Annotated in this window: 14 protein-coding genes; 4 read left to right on the plus strand and 10 right to left on the minus strand. The window is 62.9% G+C overall.

What is annotated here, in order from left to right:
• Positions 1–18 precede the first annotated feature (18 nt).
• Entirely contained in the window at positions 19–900 is an 882-nt protein-coding gene (locus FJ980_RS15320) for a fumarylacetoacetate hydrolase family protein (RefSeq protein WP_140544016.1), read from the plus strand.
• Entirely contained in the window at positions 897–1700 is an 804-nt protein-coding gene (hpaH, locus tag FJ980_RS15325; RefSeq protein ID WP_181181215.1) for a 2-oxo-hept-4-ene-1,7-dioate hydratase, read from the plus strand. Before FJ980_RS15320 ends, hpaH begins: the two co-directional genes overlap by 4 nt.
• 588 nt (positions 1701–2288) lie before the next feature.
• Here hpaH and FJ980_RS15330 read toward each other — a convergent pair.
• The 8 genes from FJ980_RS15330 to FJ980_RS15365 form a co-directional block, all read right to left on the minus strand.
• On the minus strand, positions 2289–3407 hold the full coding sequence (locus FJ980_RS15330; protein ID WP_140544018.1) for a branched-chain amino acid ABC transporter substrate-binding protein: 1119 nt from the start codon (positions 3405–3407) through the stop codon (positions 2289–2291).
• Between the two features lie 334 nt (positions 3408–3741).
• Positions 3742–4743 (minus strand): AraC family transcriptional regulator, encoded by a 1002-nt coding sequence (locus FJ980_RS15335; RefSeq protein WP_140544020.1) that lies wholly within the window; start codon positions 4741–4743, stop codon positions 3742–3744.
• 42 nt (positions 4744–4785) lie between these two features.
• A complete protein-coding gene (locus FJ980_RS15340; RefSeq protein WP_140544022.1) occupies positions 4786–6414 on the minus strand; it encodes an AMP-binding protein in 1629 nt (542 codons plus the stop codon).
• A gap of 5 nt (positions 6415–6419) precedes the next feature.
• Positions 6420–7169 carry an enoyl-CoA hydratase/isomerase family protein gene (locus tag FJ980_RS15345; protein WP_246676426.1) on the minus strand — a complete coding sequence of 250 codons (750 nt, stop codon included), beginning with the start codon at positions 7167–7169 and terminating at the stop codon, positions 6420–6422.
• A gap of 10 nt (positions 7170–7179) precedes the next feature.
• The gene (locus FJ980_RS15350) at positions 7180–8871 is read right to left on the minus strand and encodes a methylmalonyl-CoA mutase family protein (RefSeq protein ID WP_140544024.1); all 1692 of its coding nucleotides are present in this window, start codon (positions 8869–8871) and stop codon (positions 7180–7182) included.
• Positions 8868–9806, minus strand: coding sequence for a methylmalonyl Co-A mutase-associated GTPase MeaB (gene meaB / locus FJ980_RS15355; protein ID WP_348640656.1), 939 nt, complete (start codon positions 9804–9806; stop codon positions 8868–8870). The genes FJ980_RS15350 and meaB overlap by 4 nt, the downstream gene beginning before the upstream one ends.
• Positions 9807–9865: 59 nt before the next feature.
• A complete protein-coding gene (locus tag FJ980_RS15360) occupies positions 9866–10315 on the minus strand; it encodes a cobalamin B12-binding domain-containing protein (RefSeq protein ID WP_140544029.1) in 450 nt (149 codons plus the stop codon).
• Between the two features lie 28 nt (positions 10316–10343).
• Positions 10344–11681 carry an aspartate aminotransferase family protein gene (locus tag FJ980_RS15365; RefSeq protein ID WP_140544031.1) on the minus strand — a complete coding sequence of 446 codons (1338 nt, stop codon included), beginning with the start codon at positions 11679–11681 and terminating at the stop codon, positions 10344–10346.
• A 97-nt stretch (positions 11682–11778) separates the two neighbouring features.
• Between FJ980_RS15365 and FJ980_RS15370 the strand changes: the two genes are divergently transcribed.
• Positions 11779–12639 (plus strand): LysR family transcriptional regulator, encoded by an 861-nt coding sequence (locus FJ980_RS15370; RefSeq protein WP_140544034.1) that lies wholly within the window; start codon positions 11779–11781, stop codon positions 12637–12639.
• A 117-nt stretch (positions 12640–12756) separates the two neighbouring features.
• The gene (locus FJ980_RS15375) at positions 12757–13200 is read left to right on the plus strand and encodes a thioesterase family protein (RefSeq protein ID WP_140544036.1); all 444 of its coding nucleotides are present in this window, start codon (positions 12757–12759) and stop codon (positions 13198–13200) included.
• Positions 13201–13740: 540 nt separating this feature from the next.
• On the opposite strand, the gene FJ980_RS15380 is transcribed toward FJ980_RS15375, so the two are convergent.
• Both FJ980_RS15380 and FJ980_RS15385 read right to left on the minus strand, forming a co-directional pair.
• Positions 13741–16350: a TRAP transporter permease gene (locus FJ980_RS15380; RefSeq protein WP_140544039.1), complete on the minus strand. Its 2610-nt coding sequence runs from the start codon at positions 16348–16350 to the stop codon at positions 13741–13743.
• Positions 16351–16436: 86 nt separating this feature from the next.
• Positions 16437–16601: TAXI family TRAP transporter solute-binding subunit (locus FJ980_RS15385; RefSeq protein ID WP_281406330.1), on the minus strand; the 165-nt coding region annotated here is incomplete at its 5' end.

The raw sequence follows: 16601 nt of genomic DNA on the forward strand, positions 1-16601 counted from the left end.
TGAGCAGATGGAGACGACATGACCGAACAGCCGCGTTTCGCCAGCTTTTCCCATCAGGGGAGATCGGGCTTTGGTTTCGTGAAGGCCGGCGGCATCGTCGATCTTTCCCGGCGTCACGGCAATACATGGCCGACCTTGCGCGAGGTCGTGGCGGCGGGCGCCCTGCCGCGCCTCGTCGACGAAGCGGCCGCGCTGCCGGCCGATCTCAGCCTGGGCGAGATCACCTACGCGATTCCCGTGCCTGCGCCCGAAAAGATCATCTGTGTCGGCGTCAACTATCCGGATCGCAACGAGGAGTACAAGGACGGGCAGGCAGCACCCTCCAACCCGTCGCTGTTCATCCGCTTTCCACGCTCCTTCGTCGGCCATGGCGCGCCGCTGGTGCGGCCGCCGGAATCGCCGCAGCTCGACTATGAGGGCGAGATCGTCATCGTCATCGGCAAGGGCGGCCGCCGGATTCCAGAGTCCGACGCGCTCGACCATATCGCGGCGCTTTCGCTGTGCAACGAAGGCACAGTCCGCGACTGGGTGCGCCATGCCAAGTTCAACGTCACCCAAGGCAAGAATTTCGATCGCACCGGCTCGATCGGGCCGTGGCTGGTGCCCTTCACCGACGAGGCGCAGATCGCCGATATCGCGCTGACCACGCGCGTCAATGGCGAGCTGCGTCAGCAGGACCGCACCGGCCGTATGATCTTTTCGTTCCGCAAGATCATCAACTACATCTCGACCTTCACCACGCTGGTGCCGGGCGATGTCATCGTGACGGGAACACCGACCGGCGCGGGCGCCCGCTTCGACCCGCCGATCTGGCTGAAGCCGGGCGACGTAATCGAGGTCGAGGCCGAAGGCATCGGGCGGCTTACCAACGGCGTCGTCGACGAAGGGGCCGGCCGATGATGACGGAAGCGCAAGTCGAGGAAGCTGCGCAGAGGCTGTTCGAAGCCGAGCGCGATCGCCGCCAGATCAGGCTGCTCAGCCTCGATTTTCCGCAAGCCACGATGGACGACGCCTACCGCGTCCAGGCCGCGCTGGTGAAGCGGAAGGAAGCGTCCGGACTGGCGATCAAAGGCTGGAAAATCGGCCTGACCTCCAAGGCGATGCAGTCGGCGCTCGGCATCGACATTCCCGATTCAGGCATCCTGTTCGACGACATGTTCTTCGATGACGGCGGCACGGTGCCGGCCGATCGCTTCATCCAGCCGCGCATCGAGGCCGAGATCGCTTTCGTCATGAAGGCGCCTTTGGCCGGCCCCGACATCTCGATCGACGACGTGCTCGACGCCACCGATCACATCACCCCGGCCCTGGAAATCCTCGACACCCGCATCGAGCGGATGAACAAAGAGACCGGCAAGATTCGCACCTTCGTCGACACGATCTCCGACAATGCCGCCAATGCGGGCATCGTCGTCGGCGGCCGCAAGGCCGGCCCGCGCGAGGCGGACTTGCGCTGGATCGGCGCCATCGTGTCGCGCAACGGCGAGGTCGAGGAGACGGGGCTCGGCGCCGGCGTGCTCGATCATCCCGCCAAAGGCATCGTCTGGCTCGCCAACCGGCTGCATCAATACGGCATGCAGATCGAGGCCGGACAGGTCGTGCTGTCGGGTTCCTTCATCCGGCCGGTCGAATGCCGGCATGGCGACCAGATCGTTTCCGATTTTGGCTCCTACGGCAGGGTGAGTGTCTTCTTCGCCTAACCAACCACCAATTTTCGCGCGAAAAGTACTGCGTTGCCTGCCGGGGCACGCAATCACCAATACCGACACTTGCTGATGGTCGCGACTTGGGAACCAAAGCCGTATCATTGCTTACGCAGCTTGAGCTTTCCGGACGCTGGAGGACTCGCAAGGTCGTATCGCTATCGGGACCAGCATCTGGCCAAGGGGCTTGAGTGCAAAGCCATAGCCGTCATGGTCTGCGATAATGATATCCTGCAGCTTGGAGCGGCAGCTAATTCGGGCCCCAGTTCCATCAGTGCGAAGTCCTCCTGCCTGAGGCCGTGAGCGATCGACGCGCGCGTGAACGCATCAGTGCGCTGAAGGCGCAGAGTGTCAAAAACGTCGGAGCAGTGGTCGGAGACGTCATTCCGCTGCAGTACTGTCAATTCCTGCTGTACCATGGCGTGGCTGCGGTCCTCACACCCGACAGCTCGCGAATGTTGTGCTCGACCTCCTGGAGGGTCGGCGACGCCCGGCAGACCGTCGGCCCGTGGAATGGACCGGCAAGTCACCCCGGCGAGGTTGCCCGGATTATGGGCGGGCATCCTCGCACGCACCGCTCCAGGCCTATTTCTGCGCGTATGTCGGCTTTCCGTCGGCGCCCTTCTTCCATTCGTAGATGACATAGTCGGGACGCGTGATGTCGCCCTTCTGGTCATAGCTGATGTCGCCGATCGCCGTCTTCCACGGGCCGCTCGCCTTGATGGTCTCGGCGACCTTCTGCGCATCGTCGGCCGAACCGGTCTTGTCGACCGCGGCGGCGACGATCTGGACCGCCGCGTAGGAGTAGAGCGTGTAGGCTTCGGGCTCGAAGCCGGAGGCACGGAACTTGTCGACGATGTCCTTCGCCGCGGGATTTTTCCGCGGGTCGGGCGAGAAGGTGTTTAGGGTGCCGATGACGGAATCGCCTGCGATCGAGGCCAATTCGTTCGAGACCATGCCGTCGCCCGAGAACAATGTCGCCTTCAGGCCCTGGTCCGCTGACTGGCGCATGATAAGGCCCGCCTCGGTGTGAAGACCGCCGAAGTAGATCAGCGTCACGCCCGCTTCCTTCATCTTGGCTATGAGCGCGGAGAAATCCTTGTCGCCGACATTGATGCCTTCATACATCACTTCATTGATGCCGTTGGCGTTCAGGTCCTTCTTGGCGACGTCGACGAGGCCCTGACCGTAGGGCGTCTTGTCGTGGATGATGGCGATCTTGGCATCCTTGAAGTTCGCGGCGATATAGTCTCCCGCGACCTTGCCCTGCTGATCGTCGCGGCCGCAGGTGCGGAATGTGTTCCAGAGGCCGCGCTCGGTGTATTGCGGATTGGTGGACGCCGGCGAGATCTCGAGCACCCCATTTTCGGCATAGACCTCCGAGGCAGGGATCGACACGCCCGAATTGAAGTGACCGACCAAGTATTTCACGCCGTCCGCGACGAATTTGTTGGCGACCGAAATGCCCTGCTTCGGATCGGAGACGTCGTCGCCGATCTCTATCTTGATTTTCTGGCCGAGCACGCCACCGGCCGCGTTGATGTCGGCTGCCGCCTGTTCTGCGCCTTTTTGAAACTGCGCGCCGAAAGCGGCATTCGGACCGGTTATCGGCCCGGCGACACCAATGACGATATCCGCCCAAGCGGTGCCCGCAAACGCAACAAGCGCGGTCACCGCCACCGCCGACAAGAGATGTTTCTTCATATTAGGCTCCCATTTTTCGTGGCGGGCACTGGTTGAGGCTTCGATGCGATGCCCACGTCCGACGCATCGAGCTGACTAGAATTCGGCGCGGACCGGCCTGCCGTTGGATCAGGTCATGGCCGATGCCAGCGGGTCAGGCATCAGGCCGGAGCCGGCCCCCCTCACGAGAAACGTCTCGCCTTTGCTCCGCATCTAACCTGTCCCCGCGGCTGCGCTACCGGGCATATTGGCTGCAAGCCAAGTGGCATGCGATGACCGTAAGACCCAGATTTGTTGATCGATTTTGCAATGTTTCGGGAACGCGTCGCCTGCCTGCTAATTCGCCGGCGCGTTGTCAGAATCGGGCGTCGGACGAAGCCTCGCGTCGGAACAAGGCCGGACTCTTGCCGGTCCATTTGTGGAAGGCGCGATGAAACGCGCTCGGCTCGGAAAAGCCGATATCGGCGGCGAGGTCGGCGACGCTGCGGCTGCCGTTGAGCAGGGCCTCCATCGCCAGGGCCCTGCGCATCTCGTCCTTGATCGAGCGATAGCTCTGCCCTTCCGACTGAAGCCTGCGGCGCAAGGTCGGCGCCTGCATGCGCATGCCGGCGGCAAGGCGCTCGAAGCTCGGCCATGAAGCGGGCGCGGTGGCGTGAAGTCGCCCGCGTATGGCCGCCGAGAGCCCTTCGTCGTGGCGGTAACGCACAAGAATGTTGGCCGGGGCTTTGCGCAGGAATTCGCGCAATGTGCAGGCATCTCGGATGACCGGCAGCTTCAGGAATTCGGCATCGAAGACGAGGCGGCTCTGAGGCTGATCGAACCGCACCGGCGCGCCGAAGAACAGACGATAGTCGCTCCCCGTGGGCGGGATGCTGCATTTGAAGTCCACCCAGCGGATCGGAAGGCGTCGGCCTACCAGCCAGCAGTTCACGCCGTGGACGATGATCCAGAAGGTGCGATAGGCGAAAGCCGACCGCAACGGCCCGGAATCGCTCAACCTGACTTCGGCGAGCCCGTCCCCGACGATCAGTTCGCCATGCGGATCGTCAAGCACCGCGCGCAGGAAACGCAGCCCCCGGCGCAAGGCATGATCCAGTGTCTCGGTGGTGAGCAGCGCCTGGCAGAGCAGCGCGAAACTGCCCGCCCGCATTGGCCTGGCGCCTTCGCCGAAGAACTCGTCATCCATCGTCTGCGCGACTGCGTGCCAGAGCGCGCCATATTGTTCTGTCGATATTGGCTCGGAATTCGCTGACGGCAGACCGACGCGAGCCAAGAGAGGCTCCACCTCGACGTTGTGGCGGCGAAGGCATTCGAGCGTATCGTTCATGAAGCAGGGAGCGATCATCCGACGCTGCATCGCCTGAGCCTCCGTCATCCTTCTACCTGCGTTCTGCTTCCTCTAGCGTTCGCCCCGATCGAATGTGGCCGCGCTGACACCCTGCTGCCGCAAGGCGGTCCTGGCGATTTTCTCCGTCGGAGTTCGCGGAAGCGGTTTGTCGGTGATTTCGATATAGCGAGGCACCATGTGGCGCGGCGCTGATGTCCTGAAGTACGCCAGCAGTTCGGCCGCCTCCAGCGTCGAACCTGGCCGGCGCTGGGCTACGACCATGATGTCTTCCTCGGTGAATTCGGACGGAATCCCGAACGCGGCGCTTTCCACGATTTCTGGATGCTTCTCGGCGACGGTCTCGACCTCGTAGGCGGAGATGTTCTCGCCCCGCCGCCTGATCGCCTCGTTCAAGCGGTGCTTGAAGTAGAGCCAGCCATCCTCGTCCATGCAGCCGGCATCGCCGGAATGATACCAAAGGTTTCTCAGTGTCTGCACGGTCTTGGCATCGGCGCGGTAGTAGCCGGAGAACATGCTCCAGTTCCTGCGGGGGCGTGACACGATCTCGCCGAGGGACCCATGCGGCAGAAGCCGGTCCCTGTCGTCGACGATCGCAACTTCCCAATCGGGATGCGGGCGACCGCAGGAGCCCGCTCTCGTATCTCCCACTGTGTCGAGAGTGACGAAACTGGTCTCCGTCTGTCCGTAGCCGGTGACGAGCCGCATGCCAAAGCGCCGCTCGAACGCTTCCCTGTCCGGCACCATAGGAATGCACTGGCATATGCGCACCGGATTGGCGCCGTCCCCATCGGAAGGCAGCTGACGCGAAAGGATGACCGCCATCGCGCCGAGCAGGTTCGTGGCGGTGGCGCCGCTGGCGCGGACTTGATCCCAGAACCGTGACACGCTGAAGGCCTCGACCAGCGTCGTGCGCGTGCCGTAGATCAGCGGCAAGTAGACGCCGAACATTTGCGCGTCGGTGTGAAACAGCGGCAATGCCGAGAAGTAACTGTCGCTTGTCGTGTAGCCGAGATTGAGCGCCATCGCCGCCGCCCAGGAATAGCAGTGGTGGTGGGACATCAAAGCGCCCTTGGCCGGGCCGGTGGTGCCCGAGGTGTAGAGGATCGCCATCGGGTCGGAATAGTGGACGTCGGCCAAGTCGAAATCCGGCTGCCCGGCCATGCATTCCTCGAACCCGACGATGCGGCCGATCCGGATGCCGGCCGCCCGAGCTTCGCCTGGATCGGCGCCTACGAGGACGAGGGTACGCAGTTCCGGCAACCGGTCCTGGACCCTGGCGAGCTCGTCAAGCGCGCTCGCATCCGCAACGAGGAGCTCGGCGCCGCAATTGTTCAGGTTGTGGCAGAGCAGGTCACCCTTCAGGCCCGGATTGCTGGGCACCTCGATGGCGCCAAGGCTCGCCACGGCGAACCACATCGCGACCAGCTCGAGACAATTGGGCAGCAGCATCGCCACTCGGTCGGACTTGCCGATGCCAAGGCCGCGCAGGCCTCGCGCCAGCCGTCCCGAAACGATCTGCATCTCCTCGAAACTTGCGGAACGTCCGCAGATATCGATGAACGGGCTGTCGCCCAGGCGCTCGGCCTGCGTCAGCAGGATTTTCGGCAGAACCCGGGTCTCCAGATCGCCGTCATGCTGACCCGGGATGTAGGAGGAAGGGGCGACTTCAAGCATCGTCATCGCGCTCAAAAATCCTTGGCTCGTGCCTGCGCATCCGGAGACAGGAAGCCGCTTACCGTGGCCCTGGTCTCGAGCGCCATTGCATCCGCTAGGGAAGAGTGGAAGCCGTTGTTGATGGCATGCTTGATGTCGCCCACGGCGCCCTCCGGGCGCTCCGCTATCGCGCGGGCCAGTTTTTCCGCCTCACTGAGCAACTCTGCTTGGGGAACCAGCTTCCACGCGATGCCGACCTCAAGCGCCTTTTTGGCATCGTGCTTTTCGCCCAGGATCATCAATTCCTTGGCGACTTGTGGTCCGACTTGCTTGGTCAACAGGGCGGTAACGCCGCCAGTGACGAACAGCCCGTAGGTTACTTCAGGAAAGAACCAGCGCGCATTGTCCGCAAAGAGCCTGAAGTCGCAGTTCACGGCCCATTCAAGCGCGCCGCCCACGCACCAGCCATGCACGGCGGCAATCACGATCTTGCGTGACTGCATGATCTGCAGGGTGACGTTCTGAATGGCCTCGACCCAGGCCTGTGTCGCAGCCTCCGACGAGGTCTGGGCATCGAGATCCTTCAGGTCGTCGCCGGAGCAAAAGGCTCGACCCTCTCCGTGCAGGACGACAACTCGGATGGACGGATTAGCTTCAGCCCGCGCGAGCGCCTGTGAGAGCTCGTCTACGAGCTGCCTGTTCATGGCATTGAGGCGCTCGGGCCGGCATAGCATGATCCAGGCAATTGGCCCGTCGTCTCTAATGAAGACAGTAGGTGTCAAGGCATCCTCCTTAGACAATCATTGGTTCGGCATAAGTGCCCCAGACCTCGCGTAGCGCCGCACAGATCTCGCCGAGCGTCGCCTTCGCCTCCACGGCCTCGACGGTCTTCGGCAAAAGATTGGCTTCGTCGGACCCTGCCTCCTCGGCGAGTTCCTTCAGCAGCTTCCGGACACGGGCGTTGTCGCGCCCTGTCCGCACCGCGTTGAGCCGGTCGATTTGCAATTGCGTGCACTGTTCGTCATAGGGGTGGATGTGCACCTCGGCCGAGCTGCTGGCCTCATCGACATAGCGGTTGACGCCGACGGAGATCTTTTCGCCGGAATCGATTTTCTGGAACGTCGCATAGGCAGAGTCCGCGAGCTTCTGCTGAAACCAGCCTTCCTCGACCAGTTTCACGGCGCCGCCGCGCTCGTCCACTTCGTCCAGAAGCTTCCAGATCTCGGTCTCCATGTCACGCGTGAGGCGCTCGATGAAATAGGAGCCGCCGAGCGGGTCGATCACGGAGGTCACGTTGATCTCGTCGCGGATAATCTGCTGGGTGCGGATGGCCAGCTTCATGGCCTCTTCAGTGGGGATGGCGAAGGCCTCGTCGAGACCGTTGGTGTGCATGCTCTGGCAGCCGCCCAGCACGGCGCCGAGCGCCTGGATGGCCGTGCGCATCAGGTTGTTGTGATGCTCGACCTTGGTCAGGCTCATCGCCGCGGTCTGCACATGCACCCGCAGCCGCATGGATTCCGGCTTCCTGGCCTTGAAGCGCTGCGCCATGATCTTGGCGTAGACCCGCCTTGCCGCCCTGAACTTGCAGATCTGCTCGAAGAAATCCTGGTGGCTGATGAAGAAGAAGGACAGCCTGGGCGCGAAGTCGTCTATGTCCATGCCGGCGCCGGTGACCTCCTCGCAATAGGCGATGGTGAAGGCCATGATGAAGGCGATCTCCTGCAGCGCGTTTCCGCCCACGTCCGACAGGTGATAGCCGCTGAGACTGATGGGATTGATCTTCGGCGTCGTCTTGGCGCTGTACATGATAAGGTCACGCAGCAGCCTGACGGCGGGGCGCACCGGATAGATCCACTCCTTCTGCGCGACATACTCCTTCAACGGATCCGCCTGCAGCGTGCCCGCCAGCTTGTGGAGGTCGTAGCCGCGCCGCGCCGCGACGGCGACATACATAGCGTAAACCACCCAGGCCGACGGGTTGATGGTGAGCGACACCGAGATCTTTTCCAGGTCTATTCCGTCGAACAGACGGTCGACGTCGTCGACCGTGTCGATGGCGACGCCGACGCGCCCGACTTCGCCGAACGCTCGGGGGTCGTCCGAGTCCAGGCCAAGCAGGGTCGGCAGGTCGAAATCGGTGGAGAGCCCGGTCTGGCCGGTCTGGACCATGTATTTGTAGCGCTGGTTGGTGGCCTCGGGATTGCCGAAGCCCGCGACCTGCCGGATTGTCCACGGCCGGCCGCGATACATCGTCGGATAGGCTCCGCGGGTGAAGGGATAGGCGCCGGGGAAACCGAGCTCATCGGCCGGTATATCTGCGATGTCGGCGGCCGTGTAGACGCGCTTCAGCGGAATGCCGCATTCCGTCTTGTAGGCCGGCTTTTCCTCCGGCCTGCTGCTGAGCGCGGCGGCAAGTTCCTTCTCCTCCCACGCCGCCTGTTTTTCGCGGATGTCCTCGATCGCGGTTTCGGAGAACAGGTTCATGTCGCTCGCCGCTCGTTCGCCCAGCCGAGCAGAAGATAAGCCGCGCCGGAGGGGTCCATGTCCCTGTTCACGACGGCCTGGATATGCTTTCCGATCTCGTCGGCCCGCTCATCGAATTTGTGCTGAAAAAGATGTCTGGCCGCGCCGAGGATCCGCGTCCGGCAAATGTCCCGCTGCCGCTCGGCCAGCTCGCCGCTTTCGCGCAGATGCGACCAGTGCCTGGAAATGGCGTCCTTCAGCTCGCCGATCCGCTCGCCGGAGACCGCGCTTACCGGAAGGACCGGCGGCGTCCATTTCGACCCCGTCCGTTCCGAACCGAGAGTCATCATCCCGCGCAGGGCCGAGACGGTTGCCGCCGCTTCCGGCTTGTCAGCCTTGCTGACGGCGTGGATATCCGCGATCTCCAATATGCCGGCCTTGATCGCCTGTATGTCGTCGCCGAGCCCGGGCGCCGAGAGAACGACGACGCTGTGTGCGGCCGTCACCACTTCCACCTCGTCCTGGCCGACGCCGACCGTCTCGATGATGATGGGTGAGTAGCCGGCGGCGTCAAGGACGTCGACCGCCTGCAGCGTCGACCGGCCAAGGCCACCCAGGTGGCCGCGCGTCGCCATGCTGCGGACGAAGGCCTGCGAGGATGAGGCCGCCTCGCTCATGCGCACCCTGTCACCGAGGATCGCGCCGCCGGAGAACGGGCTGCTCGGATCGACGGCGACGACGCCGACCTTGTGTCCCTCCGACGCGAATCCCCGGATGAGGGAAGACACAAGCGTGGACTTGCCCGCTCCCGGAACGCCGGTGATGCCGACGACATGCGCCTTGCCGGTATGCCTGTAGATTTCCGCCAACGCCGGCGCGGCCTCTGGATAGCCTGCCTCGGCGCGCGTGATCATGCGGGCGATGGCGGCGACATTGCCCCCGAGTATCTCGGGCACGAGCTCTATCGAGGGCCTATATGCCGCGCGCTTCACCGGTCGCGAAGGCATGGGGACGGTCATACGCGGCCACGAGCGGCAATCAGGTTCCTGATCGTCGTCACGATCAGCTCGGCCCGCGCCTCCTGCGGCACGATCGCGTCGACGCCGCTGTCCCACAAAGCGGCATAGTCCTGCTCGGGAATGACACCGCCGGCGACGACGAAGATATGGTCGGCCTTCGCCTCGCGCAGGCAGCGCCCCAGTTCCCGGAACAGCGGAATGTGCGAGCCGGAAAGCAGGCTGACGCCGATGACGTCAACGTCCTCCTGGACCGCCGCTGCCACGACTTCGCTCGGCGACTTGTAGAGGCCAGTGTAGACGACTTCCATGCCGGCGTCGCGCAGGATCCGCGCAACCACCTTGGCGCCCCGGTCGTGCCCATCCAGCCCCAGCTTGGCGACAAGCACGCGGATGGGGCCGGCCGTCGCATCCCGGTTCGGCGTGTCGTCCGAGGCCTGTTTGGTCATGCTCGCTTCGTTCATGGGTTCCGGCCCGTCACTCGGCTGCCACGCCGACGCGGCCAGCGCCCGTGGACAGCACCGCTTCGATGGCGCCGGAGATGGTGCGCAATCCAAGATCGAGCTCGTCTTCCGAAATTGTCAGCGGCGGGGCGAGGCGGAACACGCCGCCCATCCCGGGTAGCTTGACGATGTTCATGCTGAGCCCGCGCCTGAAGGCCTCGGCGGCAATTTTCGCACCGAGCTCATGATCGGGCTCACGACCTTGGCTGTTCTTGACGATCTCGACCCCCAGCATCAGGCCGCGGCCACGCACGTCGCCGACGCATTCGTAGCGCTGCTTGAGGTTGGACAGGCCGGCGAAAAGCCTGTCCCCGAGATGGCGCGCGCGCCCGACAAGGCGCTCTTCTTCGACTACATCGAGCACTGTCAGGCCAACGGCGGCCGGCAGCGGATCGGACACATGGGTAGTGTAGAACAGGAAGCCTCGCTCATGCGCGGTTTCCTCGATCTCGGCGGTCGTCATGACAGCCGCCAGCGGAAGGCCGGCGCCGATGGTCTTCGACAGGGTGAGGATGTCCGGCGTGACGCCGTCGCGCTGGAAGGCGAACATGTCGCCGGTGCGGCCGACGCCGGTCTGAGCCTCGTCGAGGATCAGCAGCATGCCGCGTTCGCGGCATTTCTGCTTCAGCGCCGCGAGATAGCCTTGCGGCAGCTCCAGCATGCCGCCGCTCGACAGGACCGGCTCGGCGATGAAGGCCGCGAGGCTGCCGGTCGACTGGCTGTCGACCAGGGCGAAGGCGTCATCGAGCTCGGCCGCCCAGTCGAGCGAGCCGTCGGCCTTCTTGAAGCGCGGCCGAAAGCTGTTCGGCGCGGGGATCGCAATCGAGCCGGCCGCCGCTGGCCCGTAGCCCCTGCGCCCGGCGCTGTAGGTGGCGGAAGCGGCAACCCCGGTCATGCCGTGCCAGCTTTTGGAGAAGGCGACGATCTCGTGCTTGCCGGTCACCAGCTTCGCCATGCGGATGGCCGCCTCGTTCGATTCCGCGCCCGTCGAAAGCAGCAGCGCCCTGTCGAGGCCGGGCGCCAGCGTGGCGAGGCGTTCGGCAAGCTCGACGACCGGGCGGGACAGCATGCCGCTGAAGAGATGCGCCACCGTTTCGACCTGGCGCCGCACCGTCGCGACGATCCGCGGATGCGCGTGCCCGAGCAGCGCGCTCATCTGGCCGGAAGTGAAGTCGAGTATGGGCCGGGCATCGGCATCGTAGACGAACGACCCCTCGGCTCGCTCGATGATGGCGGGCTCGAAGGCGCCGCCATATCGAATAAGGTGCTTTCGCGCCGCCGACCAGAAGGCATTGTCCAGGTTTCTTGACATGTCGCAGCCTCGCCAAAAACGCAGGCCCGAAGATTAGCGGCTGGCGGTGCAGCAGTAAAATTGATAGATGCTGGAGTCCGATATCAACGGAATTGATATGCCCGCACCTCTCGATCTCAGATTGCTGGCGACATTTGTTCGCGCGGCGCATTCGGGAACGCTCAGCGCGACCGCCGTGCAGGTCGGGCGCACGCAATCGGCGGTGACGATGCAGATACAGCGGCTCGAGGATGCGCTCGGCGGCCAAAGCCTGTTCCACCGAAGCGGCAGCGGCGTGCGTCTTACCGGCAGCGGTGAGCGCTTTCTCGCCTACGCAGAGCGCATTCTCAAGATGCACGACGAAGCGGTTTCGGCTTTCTCCGGCAAAGGCCTGCGGGGCTCGATCATCTTCGGCAGCCCGGAAGACTATTTGAGCGCTTTCTTTCCCACGCTCTTGAGAAGTTTCGGGAGCCTCTATCCGGACATCGAGATCAAGGTCGTGGCGGCGCCGACTGTCGAACTGCACAATCTGCTGCATTCGCGGCAGGTCGATCTGGCGCTCGTCTCCATTCCCGATGCAAGCGCCTCCAAGGAGGTCGTGCGCACGGAAGCGATGGTCTGGGTCGGCAGCAAGCCGACATTGGAGCTACACGACTTCGGCGAGACCGTGCCGCTGGCCCTGCCGGCTTCGAACGCCATGGACCACAAGGCGGCCTGCGATGCCATGCTGCGCACCGGGCTGCGTTACAAAATAGCCTATGCCAGCAACAGCCTTACCGGTCTGATAGCCGTGGCGCGCTCCGGCCTCGCCATAAGCGTGATGACACAGAAAGCCGTCCCGTCGGACCTGTTCATCCTGAACGCGCCGCTTCCGAGATTATCGCGGCTCGGCGTTCTGATCGCCTTCGCCGAGACCACACGATCGCCGGCCGTCGAGGCGTTTGCCAGCCACATTCGGAGCGTCCTACCGTCGCTGTAATCGACTTACCGCCATCGAAATAGCTCGCGCAGTGGTCCGACCGTCGATTGGCCCTCCCCAGAGGCAGCCAATCCCCGCTAGATAACGGTCGCAATCGAACGAATTACTGGAGCAAAAATGATCCTATTGACGAGAGCTGTGGTTCAGCCCTGGAATTGCGACATGATGGGCCACATGACGACGCGTTTCTACGTCGCCTTTTTCGATGACGCCATCAACATCCTGCTGGGACAGGCGACCGGCTGGGCGCCGACGACGCCCGAATGGGCCGACAGGGGATGGGCGGACGTCCGGCATGAGATCGACTTTGTCGGCGAGGTGGCGTCCGGGGTCATCGTGGAAATCTACGGCGCGGTCCGCACTGTCGGCCGCACGTCCGTCCAGACGGATTACGAGATGCGCAGGCTCCATGGCGGCGAACTCGCTGCCAAGCTGGCCGCCAAGACGGTCTTCTTCAACCTTGCGGAACGAAAATCAATCCCGCTGACGGAGGCTATGCTACAGCGCCTGAAATCCTCCATGGCGACCACCGCTGCGCCAGGTCACGGCGGCACCATTTGAGGCTGAGACTAAGTGCTTGGTGATGGATCGACAGCACTGGGGCGCGCAGATCTCTGGGCCTGCAGGTGGGCGTCAGCTTTCAGAGTCGATAACGATTAGCGTAAACGGCGACGACCGGGCGCAAAACAGCCATTCCGCAGAAGACAAATGGGATGGGTGAGTGTCTGGGTTGGCTTCTTGAGTCCATTTCGGCGAACTGCCTCGTAATCTATTGACGAATAATGATTATGTTAGTCGTTGAGGATGTGAGACTGCTAAGGAAAATCAATGGTCTAGCGGATGGTTAGCCAACCCATATCCTTTGTATGATCTCGTATGGTCTGGCGAACCTAAAGACGATGGCCGCGATTGATCCGTCGGCTTGGAAATATATGCGAATGGCAGGCTCTCGGACTGTAGGCAGCCCGAGAATAATGCGCCATCTGGCGAGGGTGCGCTACCCGACAACTAAGGCCGCCAGGCGCCTTATGTTCCACCCTCGCGGAAGTCCTGCAATGACGCGTGTCGCAGGTCGTCTCCGCCGCGCATGTGTTTCACTCGCTAGGCCGCTCCCGCACTTGGCAAGGAGCCAGACCTTCGTCGCCTCTGCAGCCAGAAAACGAGCCCGAGCAGCAAGAACGCGGGGAGCACGAACCAGTAGCGGGATGGTCGGCTGGTTGGCACCATGATCCCGGTGATTTCGTCACCGGGCTGCAGCCCGAATTTTGCCGCCTGACTGCCGAGGCGCACGATTCCGACTGTCATTGTGTCACCCAGAGCAGTCACGGTCAGTCCAGCTCTTTCCAGCCTCTCTGTCGCGTTCTTGCCCTCGGCGAGATCGAGCCGGATCAGCTTCTCGATCTCGTCGCCGCTGATGTTGAACGTCTTCAACTTTAGACGAAGCGCTTCTCCCGAAGGCGTGGCGTCTACGGTTTGGTTCAATTCGGAGACGGGTTTCGCCGTAAAGGGCTCATCGACCAGGTCGAGCCAGTAGCCCGGGCGAAATAACGTGAAGCAGACCAACAGGAGTGCTAGCGACTCGTACCACCGGTTTCGGACCAGGAACCAATTCTGGGTCGCCGCAACGAACGCAACCATGGCCAGCGCCGATGTCACTATGACGAGGATAAAATCCAGGGGCCCCTGGATGTCTATCATGAGCACGCCGTTATTGAAGATGAAGATGAACGGCAACAGTGCCGTCCTGATTTCATACTTGAATCCCTGAAAGCCGGTCTTCACGGGATCGGCTCCCGAAATGGCAGCCGCTGCATATGCCGCAAGACCAACCGGCGGCGTCACATCGGCCATCAGTCCGAAATAGAAGACGAAAAGATGCACGGCTACTAGCGGCACAGCCAGATCGTTCTGGGCGGCGAGATCCACCATCACGGGCGCCATCAGTGTCGCAACGACTACGTAACTCGCTGTGGTCGGCATGCCCATGCCCAGAATGATGCAGATAATGGCGGTAAACAGCAGCATGACCATGAAGCTGCCGGCCGAGATGAATTCGACAAGCTCGGTCATCACCAGCCCGACGCCGGTCAAGAGCACCGTGCCGACGATAATGCCGGCCGTCGCTGTGGCAATACCGACGGTGGTCATGTTGCGCGCGGACGCCGACAAGCCCTCGATGAGATCGACAATACCTTCCCGCCAGCGCAGCGCAAATTGATGTTCCCTTCGAAAGAAGGCCGTCAGCGGGCGCTGCGTGACGATCAATACCATCAGGGCAGCGGAGCCCCAGAAGGCGGAGAGGCCCGGCGAAAGCTCCTCGACCATCAGGCACCAGATGAGGAGCACTACCGGCAGCAGGAAATGCAGGCCGGTTCGTGCCGTCCCACCGAAATGCGGTATCTCCACAATATTGCCTTTGAGGCTGTCGAGCGGCAGGTCGGGGTGCTTGGCCCTGTAAGCGACAAGCCCGACATAGACGATGGCAAGCGCCGCAACGATCACCCAGGTCGCCGCGCTGCCGAAGACCGTTTTGGTCCAGCCGATGCCGTAATAGACGAGCCCGGCCAGAATGACGAAGGCGCAGACACCCATCAGCGAGCGCACGGCCCCTTGCAAGGCGGGATGACGGCTGCGCGACGGCAGCCCCTTCAACCCCATCTTCATCGCTTCGATATCGACGATGTAGAAGAGCGAGCCATAGGTGAGCAGCGCGGGAAAGAAGGCGTGCTTGACTACTTCGGCGTAGGAAATGCCGACATATTCGGCAATGAGGAAGGCGGCCGCTCCCATCACGGGCGGCATGAGCTGCCCGTTGACGCCCGCTGCGCATTCGATGGCACCTGCTTTGACCGGCGTGTAGCCGACGCGCTTCATCAGCGGAATGGTGAAGGTGCCGGTGGTGACCACATTGGCGATCGATGATCCCGAGATCATTCCCGTCAGGCCAGAGGCGACGACCCCGGCCTTGGCGGGGCCGCCGCGATACTTGCCGAGGATGGAGAAGGCAAGCAGGATGAAATAGCCGCCGGCCCCGGCACGCTCGAGCAATGTTCCAAACAGCACGAACATGAAGACAACGTTGGTCGAGACGCCGAGCGCAACGCCGAACACGCCCTCGGAGGTGAGCCACATCTGCGAGGCGGCGCGCGACAGCGTCGCGCCCTTGTGCGCCAACAGGCCGGGCATATAGGGCCCGACGAAGATGTATATCAGCATGAGGCCGGCGATGATGGTGATAGCAGGGCCGACGGCGCGCCGGGCAGCTTCCATCAATACAACGATGCCGACGATCGAGATGACGAGATCGGTGGTCGTGGGAAGCCCGGGCCGGGTGGCGATCTCGCTGTAGAAGACGACGAGATAAAGCGCCGCCGTCGCGCCCGCTATGGCAAGCACCCAGTCGGGCGGCGGAACGCGGTTGCGTGAGGAGCTTTTGAACGCCGGGAAGGTGACGAGTGCCAGAAACAGCGCAAAGGCCAGATGGATGGACCGCGCGATCCCGTCGCTGACAACACCGAAGCCAAACATATAAGGGATCGGCGAGGAGTACCAGAGCTGGAATAACGACCAGGCGAGCGACACTGCCAGAACGAGATGCGCGGGGAGACCTTTCGGCTTGCGACCGCCCGTGTCCGCTTCCGCGACAATTTCGTTCAGCTTCTCGATATCGACGTCTTCAGGCGCTCCTGCCTGGCGGAACTGGTCTGTCATCGCTCCCCTCGACCATCTTTTTCATTTTGGTCTTTTCGGCCCTGTGGCCGGACTGCCCCTCCACGGCGGCCCGGCCATGCCAAGGTTCAAAGCCAACCCTTTTCCTTGAAGAAGCGCTCGGCGCCCGGATGCAGCGGCGCCGAAAGGCCGGCCTTGACCATCTCCTTCGGATCGAGATTAGCGAAGGCCGGATGCAGCTTCTTGAAGTCGTCGAAGTTCTCGAAAACCGCCTTGACCATCTCGTAGACCAC

Source organism: Mesorhizobium sp. B1-1-5, assembly GCF_006443065.1.
Lineage (GTDB): Bacteria > Pseudomonadota > Alphaproteobacteria > Rhizobiales > Rhizobiaceae > Mesorhizobium.